The organism is Aquipuribacter hungaricus, from assembly GCF_037860755.1.
In the GTDB taxonomy this organism is placed as follows: Bacteria; Actinomycetota; Actinomycetes; order Actinomycetales; family JBBAYJ01; genus Aquipuribacter; species Aquipuribacter hungaricus.
Map to the genome: position 1 here is coordinate 1 of NZ_JBBEOI010000169.1, position 7,867 is coordinate 7,867.

Genomic DNA, 7,867 nt, shown 5'->3' on the forward strand with positions numbered 1-7,867 from the left:
AGCGCCGGCCGGGTCCCGGCCGGGTGCCCGGCGCGGCGGGCTGGCGCGGCGCGGGGGGCGTGCGCCACACTTGCCGCGGCACAGGACCGCTCCGCGCACGAGGCCGTTGGGGAAGACGACCCTCGGACACGGAGGAGACACCATGCCAGTCGTCACCCGCGGTGTGCTCTACGTGCACTCCGCAGCACGCGCCCTGTGCCCCCACGTCGAGTGGGCCGCCGGGCGCGCCCTGGGAGTGCGCGTCGACCTGACGTGGACGCCCCAGCCGCTCGGCCCGAACCTGTACCGCACCGACATGTCGTGGCAGGGTGAGCAGGGCACAGGGGCACGTCTGGCGAGCGCGCTGCGCGGCTGGGCCGACCTGCGCTACGAGGTGACCGAGGAGCCGAGCCGCGGAGTCGACGGCGCCCGGTTCAGCCACGTCCCCGACCTGGGGCTGTTCCACGCGGTCGTCGACGTCCACGGCAACACCGTGGTGCCGGAGGACCGGGTGCGGGCCGCGCTCGCCCTGGGCGACCCGGCGGAGGTGCGGCGCCGGCTGGAGCTGGCGCTGGGCGAGGCCTGGGACCGAGAGCTCGAGCCGTTCCGCCACGCCGGCGACGACGCGCAGGTCCGCTGGCTGCACCGCGTCGGCTGAGTCCCACCGGCCTGGGACCACCACCACGATGACTCCCCAGGAGCCGCCGGCACGGCCCTGACGGCCCGAGGACGACCACGACGGCTCGCAGAGAGCCGCCCCACGGGCGCCGACGGACCCACCTGCGAGCGAGCCCGAGATCACCGGCGTCGCTCACCTCGTCGGAGCACGCGCACGCGAGCGAGCCCGAGATCACCGGCGTCTGCCGTGCCGCGGTCGGTACGGTCTCCGACGTGCTCGGCAGCCTCACCACCGTCCCCGCCCTCGACCGGCCGGACCTGCTCGCGCCGCCCGTGGCCGCCGCGCTGGGGACGCTCGCTGCGTCCGAGGCCGGTCAGGTGCACGTCGCGGAGATCGACCCCGACCTCGCGGACACCGCGGCGTTCTGCGCGGCCCACGGCGTCACCCTCGAGCAGTCGGCCAACTGCGTCGTGGTGGCCGGGCGCCGCGGCGAGACGACGACCCTGGCCGCCTGCGTGGTCCTGGCCACCACGCGGGCCGACGTCAACGGGCTGGTCCGCCGGCGCCTGGACGCCCGCAAGGCATCGTTCGCGCCCATGGCCACGGCCGTGGCGGACAGCGGCTGGAGCACGGCGGCATCACCCCGATCGGCCTGCCCGCATCCTGGCCTGTCCTCGTGGACGCGGCCGTCGTCGCGCAGCCGTGGGTCGTGGTCGGCTCCGGGCTGCGCCGCTCCAAGCTCGTGCTCCCCGGGGCGCTGCTCGGGGCGCTGCCGGGGGCGGAGGCCGTCGACGGCCTCGGCGTCCCCGTGCCGCCCGCGGGCTGACGGTCCGGTCGGCCGCTCCGCTGCTCAGCCCTGCCGCAACCGCCACGTCGCGGCGTCGAGGCGGTAGAGCACGTGCGGGCGGAGCGGGTGCCCCTCGGGGATGGACGGGTAGGGGAAGTCGTCGGCCGGGTCGCGGTGCATGCCGAGCCGCTCCATGACCGCCCGGGACCGGGAGTTGGTGACCGCGGTGAACGACACCACCTCGCCGACCCCCAGGTCCTCGAACGCGACCCGCAGCGAGGCGAGCGCCGCCTCGGTCGCGAAGCCCTGGCCCCAGTGCGCGCGGGCCAGGCGCCAGCCGACCTCGACGGCCGGGGTGAAGGGCGCGTCGAACGTCGCCGGTGACAGGCCGGTGAACCCGACCATCTCCCCGGTGTCCGCCCGCTCCACCGCCCACAGGCCCCAGCCGCGGTCGGCCCAGCCGGCCCGCACCCGGTCGACGAGCGCGTCGCTGCGGGCGCGGTCGACGGGGGACGGGAAGTGCTCCATGACCGCCGGGTCGGAGTTGAGCGCGGCGAACGGCTCCCGGTCGGCGTCGGTGAACCCGCGCAGGAGCAGCCGCTGCGTCCGCCGCCGCTCCGGCGCGAGCCCCCCGACCACGACGACCTACAGCGGGATGTTGCCGTGCTGGCCGCGCACCGCGGGGGCCGCGGCCACCGCCGACGCCAGCGCGGACCGGGTCTGCGCGGTGGCGACGATCTCGTCGACCACGCCGATCTCCATGGCGCGGGGGATGCCGCCGGCGAGGCGCTCGTGCTCGGCGGCCAGCTCGACCTCGACCTGCGCCCGCGCGTCGTCCGGCACCTCGGCCAGGCGGCGGCGGTGGAGGATGCGGACCGCGGCGACGGCGCCCATGACGGCCACCTCGCCGGTCGGCCACGCGAAGACCTTGGTCGCTCCCAGGGAGCGGGAGTTCATGGCGATGTACGCGCCGCCGTAGGCCTTGCGCGTCACGAGGGTGACGCGGGGGACCGTCGCCTCCGCGAAGGCGTGCAGCAGCTTCGCGCCGCGGCGGACCACGCCGTCCCACTCCTGGCCCACGCCCGGCAGGTAGCCGGGGACGTCGACGAGCACGACGAGCGGGATGCCGAACGCGTCGCACATCCGCACGAAGCGCGCGGCCTTCTCCGCCGAGCTGGAGTCCAGGCAGCCGCCCAGGCGCATCGGGTTGTTGGCGACGACGCCGACGGTCCCGCCGCCGAGCCGGCCGAGCGTGGTGACGACGTTCGGGGCCCAGCGGGCGTGCAGCTCGAGCACCTCGGCGTCGTCGTCGAGCAGGTCGGCGACGACCGGGTGCACGTCGTAGGCGCGCTTGGGGTTCTCGGGCAGGTGCCGGCCGAGGTCCTTGTCGACCACGGCCGTCGGGTCCACCCGGCGGGGGGTGCCGAGCAGCGTGACCAGCTCGCGGCCGCGCAGGTAGGCGTCCTCGGTGGTCTCGGTGGTGACGTGGACGACGCCGGAGCGGCGGCCGTGGGGCTCGGGCCCACCGAGCCGCAGCGCGTCGACCTTCTCGCCGGTGACGCTGCGGACCACGTCGGGACCGGTGACGAACACCCGGCCGTCGGGGCCGAGCACGACGACGTCGGTGAGCGCAGGCCCGTAGGCCGCCCCGCCCGCAGCCGCGCCGATGACGACGCTGATCTGGGGGATCTTGCCGGACGCGCGCGTCATGATCGCGAAGACCTCGCCGACGGCGTGGAGGCTGACGACGCCCTCCGCCAGCCGGGCGCCGCCGGAGTGCCAGAGCCCGACGACGGGGACGCCGTCGGCCAGGGCCCGCTCGTAGGCCAGCAGGACGACCTTGCAGCCGACCTCGCCCATCGCCCCGCCCATGACGCGGGCGTCGGAGCAGAACACCACGGCGGGGGTGCCGTCGACCCGGACCGTCGCGGCGACCATGCCGGAGCTGTCGGGCTCGCGCAGCAGCTCCACGCTGCCCTCGTCGGCGAAGGCCTGCAGCCGCAGCATCGGGTCGCGGGGGTCGACCTCGACCGAGAGGCCGGCCGTGGTGGGGGCGGCGGTGGCCGTCATGACGCGCTGCGGAAGGTCAGGGCGACGTTGTGGCCACCGAAGCCGAAGGAGTTGTTGAGCGCCACGACCGGGCGGGTCCCGTCGCCGAGCTGGCGGGGCTCGTCGCGCACGACATCGAGCTCGACGACCGGGTCCATCTCGGTGATGTTGATGGTCGGCGGGGCGACGCGGTCGCGGACCGCGCAGACGGCGAACACGGCCTCGACGGCACCGGCGGCGCCCAGCAGGTGCCCGGTCATGGACTTGGTGGCCGACACGGCGATCCGGGAGGCGATGTCCGAGCCGAGCGCGCGGTGGATGGCGCGGGCCTCGGCGACGTCGCCGACGGGGGTGGACGTGGCGTGGGCGTTGATGTGGTCGATGTCGGAGGCGGTGAGGCCCGACACGTCCAGCGCCTCCTGGATGGCGCGGGCGGCGCCCATGCCCTCGGGCTCGGGGGCGGCGATGTGGTGGGCGTCGGAGCTCATGCCGGCGCCCAGGATCTCGGCGTGGACACGGGCGCCGCGGGCGCGGGCGTGCTCCTCGGACTCCAGGACGACGACCCCGGCACCCTCGCCGAGGACGAAGCCGTCGCGCCCGATGTCGTAGGGCCGCGAGGCGGTCGAAGGGTCGTCGTTGCGGGTCGACAGGGCCTGCATGGCGGCGAAGGCGGCCACGGGCAGCGGGTGGACGACGGCCTCGGTGCCACCGGCGACGACGATGTCGGCGCGGCCGCTGCGGATCATGTCGATGGCCATGGCGATGGCCTCGGCGCCGGACGCGCACGCGCTGACCGGGGTGTGGGCGCCGGCGCGGGCGCCGACCTCGAGGCTCACGGTCGCGGCGGGCGCGTTCGGCATGAGCATGGGGATCGACAGCGGGAAGACCCGGCGGGGCCCGCCGGCCTTCATGGCGTCCCAGTTGTCGAGCAGCGTCCACAGCCCGCCGATGCCGCTGGCCATGCACACGCCGAGCCGCGTGGGCTCCGGCGTGGGGGAGCCGGCGTCGCGCCAGGCCTCCTGGGCGGCGATGAGGGCGTACTGCGAGCTGGGGTCCAGCCGGCGCAGCTGCACCTTGGTGAGCATCTCCGAGGCGGGGACGGTGAGCTGCGCGCCGAAGCGGACGGGAAGCTCGAAGTCGTCCACCCAGGGTCCGGTGAACGTGGCGGCACCCGAGACGCCCTTGAGGGCGGCCTCCCAGGTGGAGACGGCGTCACCCCCGATCGGGGTGGTGGCGCCGAGGCCGGTGACGACGACGGTCGTGCTCATGGGATCTCCCGGGTCTTCGTGCGGTGCGTCCGCTGGGTGGGGGTCGCGCTGGTGCGCCGGTGGTGCCGGTGGAGCGGTCGTGCGGGGGCGGGCCGGGCGCCTCGTGGGCGCCCGGCCCGGCCGCTCAGCCCTGGGCCTGGGCGATGTAGCTGACGGCGTCGCGCACGGTGGCGAGGTTCTTGACGTCCTCGTCGGGGATGCGGATGCCGAACTTCTCCTCGGCGTTCACGACGATGGTCATCATCGACAGGGAGTCGATGTCGAGGTCGTCGGTGAAGTTCTTGTCGAGCTCCACGGCGTCCGTGGGCAGACCCGTCTCCTCGTTGACGATGTCGGCCAGGCCGCTCAGGATCTCCTGCTCGCTTGCCATGATGTGGTGCTCCCTCTGGGTTCGGTCGTGCGACGGGTGGTGCTGGCGGACGGGTGGTGCGGGTGCGCCCGCGCGAGCGGGGGTGGGGTCAGGGGCTCGGGCCGCCTACGGCAGCTCGACCACCTGCGCGGCGTAGACCAGGCCTGCGCCGAAACCGATGAGGAGCGCGAGGCCGCCCGACGGCGCGGAGCCGTCGGCGAGCATCCGCTCCATGGCCAGCGGCACGGAGGCCGCCGACGTGTTGCCCATCCAGGCGATGTCCCGGGCGACCGGCAGGTCCTCGGGCAGGCCGAGCTGCTTGGCCATCGCGTCGATGATGCGGACGTTGGCCTGGTGGGGGACGAACGCCGCGAGGTCGGTGGCGGTGACCCCGGCCGCGTCCATCGCCTTCTGCGCCACGGGGGCCATCTGCCACACCGCCCAGCGGAACACCGTCTGGCCGACCATGGTCAGCGCGGGCCAGTCGCCGGCGACGGTCCGGCCGTCCTCGCTGCGCATGGACGTCCACGACGTGCTCTGGGAGATGACGTCGGCCTGGGCCCCGTCGCTGCCCCAGACGGTCGGGCCGATGCCGGGCGTCTCCGACGGGCCGACGACGACCGCGCCCGCGCCGTCCCCGAACAGGAACGCCGTGCTGCGGTCGCGCCGGTCGGTGAAGTCCGACAGCTTCTCCACGCCGACGACGAGCACGTGGCGGGCGCTGCCGGAGCGCACCATGTCCGAGGCCAGGCCGACCCCGTGCGAGAAGCCGGCGCAGGCGGCGGACAGGTCGAACGCGGCGGCGGGCGTGCTGCCCAGGCGCTCGGCGAGCACGGCCGCGGCGGACGGCGTCTGCAGGTACCAGGTGACGGTGGAGACGATGACGGCGTCGACGTCGCCCGGGCCGAGGCCTGCCATCTCCAGCGCCGCCCGGCACGCCGGCAGGGCCATGTCGACGACGGTCTCCTCCGGCTTGGCGAACCGGCGCTGGACAATCCCGGAGCGCTCCCGGATCCACTGGTCGGAGGAGTCGATCCAGGTGCAGACCTCCTCGTTGGTGACGACGCGCTCGGGCCGCATCGCCCCGACGCCCATGATCCGGGCGTGCTCCGCCCCGCGGGCGCGGGTGATGCGGGCGCTCACGCGCGGCCCTGCTGGGTGGTGGGGTGCAGGCGCACCAGCGGCTGTCCGGGGGAGACGGGGTCGCCGTCCTGGACGACCCACTCCACGACCGTGCCGCCGTGCGGGGCGGTGACGTCGTAGGAGTCGCGCAGGCCCTCGACCCGCGCCACGACGCTGCCGGGGGTGACGTCGCTGCCCTCGGGCAGGCCGCCGAAGGTGACCAGGCCCTTGGCGGGGGAGACGACCAGGCGCCACGTGGGGCTGGACGACATCGTGCTCGGCTGGCCGCCGTGCTCCTTGACCAGGGCGCGGGCCGCGGGCAGGTCGTCGGGCGTCTTGAGCGCGACGATCTCGACCCCCGGGAGCGCGCGCTTGGCCAGCCCCGACAGGGTGCCGGCCGGCGGGATCTCGACGATGCCGGTGACGCCCAGGTCGCGGAAGGTCTCCATGCACAGGTCCCAGCGGACGGGGCGCGCGACCTGGCGGACCAGGCGGGCGAGGACCTCGCGGCCGTCGTGGACGACGGTGCCGTCGGCGTTGGACACCAGGCGGCTGCGCGGGTCGTGCGTGGAGATGGCGCGGGCGTGGCGGGACAGCACACCGACGGCGGGCTCCATGTGGCGGGTGTGGAAGGCGCCGGCCACCTGCAGCGGGACCACGCGGGTCTTCGCGGGCGGCGAGGCGGACAGGGCGGCGAGCTGCTCGAGCGTGCCGGCCGCGACGACCTGGCCAGCGCCGTTGCGGTTGGCCGCGGTGAGGCCGTGGCTCTCGAGCACGGCGTCGACGTCCGCGGGGTCGCCGCCGAGCACGGCGCTCATCCCGGTCGGGGCGGCCGCGCTGGCCCGCGCCATGGCCAGGCCGCGCTCGCGCACGAACACCATCGCCTGCTCCGCGGTCATCACCCCGGCGGCGGACGCGGCCGTGATCTCGCCGACGGAGTGCCCGGCCCCGGCCGCGCTCAGGCGGAAGGCGTCGGAGGGGTGGGGGAACAGCTCGAGGAGGCTGACCAGCCCGGCGCCCACGATGAGGGGCTGCGCCACGGCGGTGTCGCGGATCGTGTCCGCGTCGGACGTCGTGCCGTGGGCGACGAGGTCGACGGCGGCGACGGCGGACAGCCAGGACAGCCGCTCCTCGAACTCCGGGAGCTCGAGCCACGGGGACAGGAAGCCGGGGGTCTGGGAGCCCTGACCCGGGCAGACGACGATGAGCACGTCCCCACAGTGGCCCAGCGCGCCGCGCCGGCGCCGCTGCGGCGGGCACCACGTTCGCGGCGAGGTTCTGTAGGAGTCCTACAAGGTCCCCGTCGTGACACGTCCGTGACCTGCGGGCGGGCCGCCGGCCGGCATCACGCGCGGTGAGGCCGGGGTGACCCCGCGAGACGGCCGAGAGCGAGGCCGAGCTGCAGGGTCCACCGCTCCCGGGGGTCGGTCGCCAGCAGGCCGGTGACCTGCTCGACCCGGTTGAGCCGGTAACGGACGGTGTTGGCGTGGACGAACAGCACCCGGGCGGTCGCCTCCAGCGCGCCGCCGGTGTCCAGGTAGGCCTGGAGGGTGTCCACGAGGTCCTTGCCGGCCTCGACCAGCGGGGTGTGGACCATGTCGACGAGCGCCCGGCGCGCGGTGACGTCGCCGGCGAGGACCCGCTCGGGCAGCAGCGCCGAGGCGAGCACCGGCCGCGGCGCGGCGGGCCAGGCG

9 protein-coding genes are annotated in these 7,867 nt (G+C 75.5%); 2 read left to right on the forward strand and 7 right to left on the reverse strand.

Annotated features, from left to right (window positions below):
- Positions 1-142 precede the first annotated feature (142 nt).
- A complete protein-coding gene (locus tag WCS02_RS14865) occupies positions 143-637 on the forward strand; it encodes a DUF3145 domain-containing protein (RefSeq protein WP_340294575.1) in 495 nt (164 codons plus the stop codon).
- 637 nt (positions 638-1,274) lie between these two features.
- Complete coding sequence (locus tag WCS02_RS21235) at positions 1,275-1,424, forward strand: YbaK/EbsC family protein (RefSeq protein ID WP_452039061.1); 150 nt, start codon at positions 1,275-1,277, stop codon at positions 1,422-1,424.
- A 24-nt stretch (positions 1,425-1,448) separates the two neighbouring features.
- Here the strand turns inward: WCS02_RS21235 and WCS02_RS14875 are convergent, their stop codons facing one another.
- From WCS02_RS14875 to WCS02_RS14905, 7 genes are all read right to left on the reverse strand, one after another.
- Positions 1,449-2,024, reverse strand: a complete 576-nt coding sequence (locus WCS02_RS14875; protein ID WP_340294577.1) for a GNAT family N-acetyltransferase — start codon at positions 2,022-2,024, stop codon at positions 1,449-1,451.
- 6 nt (positions 2,025-2,030) lie between these two features.
- A complete protein-coding gene (locus WCS02_RS14880) occupies positions 2,031-3,455 on the reverse strand; it encodes an acyl-CoA carboxylase subunit beta (RefSeq protein WP_340294579.1) in 1,425 nt (474 codons plus the stop codon).
- Positions 3,452-4,702: a beta-ketoacyl-ACP synthase II gene (gene fabF / locus WCS02_RS14885; protein WP_340294580.1), complete on the reverse strand. Its 1,251-nt coding sequence runs from the start codon at positions 4,700-4,702 to the stop codon at positions 3,452-3,454. Before fabF ends, WCS02_RS14880 begins: the two co-directional genes overlap by 4 nt.
- Before the next feature lie 124 nt (positions 4,703-4,826).
- On the reverse strand, positions 4,827-5,072 hold the full coding sequence (locus WCS02_RS14890; protein ID WP_340294581.1) for an acyl carrier protein: 246 nt from the start codon (positions 5,070-5,072) through the stop codon (positions 4,827-4,829).
- 105 nt (positions 5,073-5,177) lie between these two features.
- Positions 5,178-6,194, reverse strand: coding sequence for a beta-ketoacyl-ACP synthase III (locus tag WCS02_RS14895; RefSeq protein WP_340294582.1), 1,017 nt, complete (start codon positions 6,192-6,194; stop codon positions 5,178-5,180).
- Positions 6,191-7,384 carry an acyltransferase domain-containing protein gene (locus WCS02_RS14900; RefSeq protein WP_340294583.1) on the reverse strand — a complete coding sequence of 398 codons (1,194 nt, stop codon included), beginning with the start codon at positions 7,382-7,384 and terminating at the stop codon, positions 6,191-6,193. Before WCS02_RS14900 ends, WCS02_RS14895 begins: the two co-directional genes overlap by 4 nt.
- A 134-nt stretch (positions 7,385-7,518) precedes the next feature.
- The coding region (locus WCS02_RS14905) for a PucR family transcriptional regulator (RefSeq protein WP_340294585.1) at positions 7,519-7,867 on the reverse strand (349 nt) is incomplete at its 5' end.

What these genes read in the sequence shown, in the direction of transcription:
- WCS02_RS14865 (WP_340294575.1), top strand. Translation starts at nt 143, where the DNA reads ATGCCAGTCGTCACCCGCGGTGTGCTCTACGTGCACTCCGCAGCACGC.
- fabF (WP_340294580.1), bottom strand. Translation starts at nt 4,702, where the DNA reads ATGAGCACGACCGTCGTCGTCACCGGCCTCGGCGCCACCACCCCGATC.
- WCS02_RS14890 (WP_340294581.1), bottom strand. Translation starts at nt 5,072, where the DNA reads ATGGCAAGCGAGCAGGAGATCCTGAGCGGCCTGGCCGACATCGTCAAC.
- WCS02_RS14880 (WP_340294579.1), bottom strand. Translation starts at nt 3,455, where the DNA reads ATGACGGCCACCGCCGCCCCCACCACGGCCGGCCTCTCGGTCGAGGTC.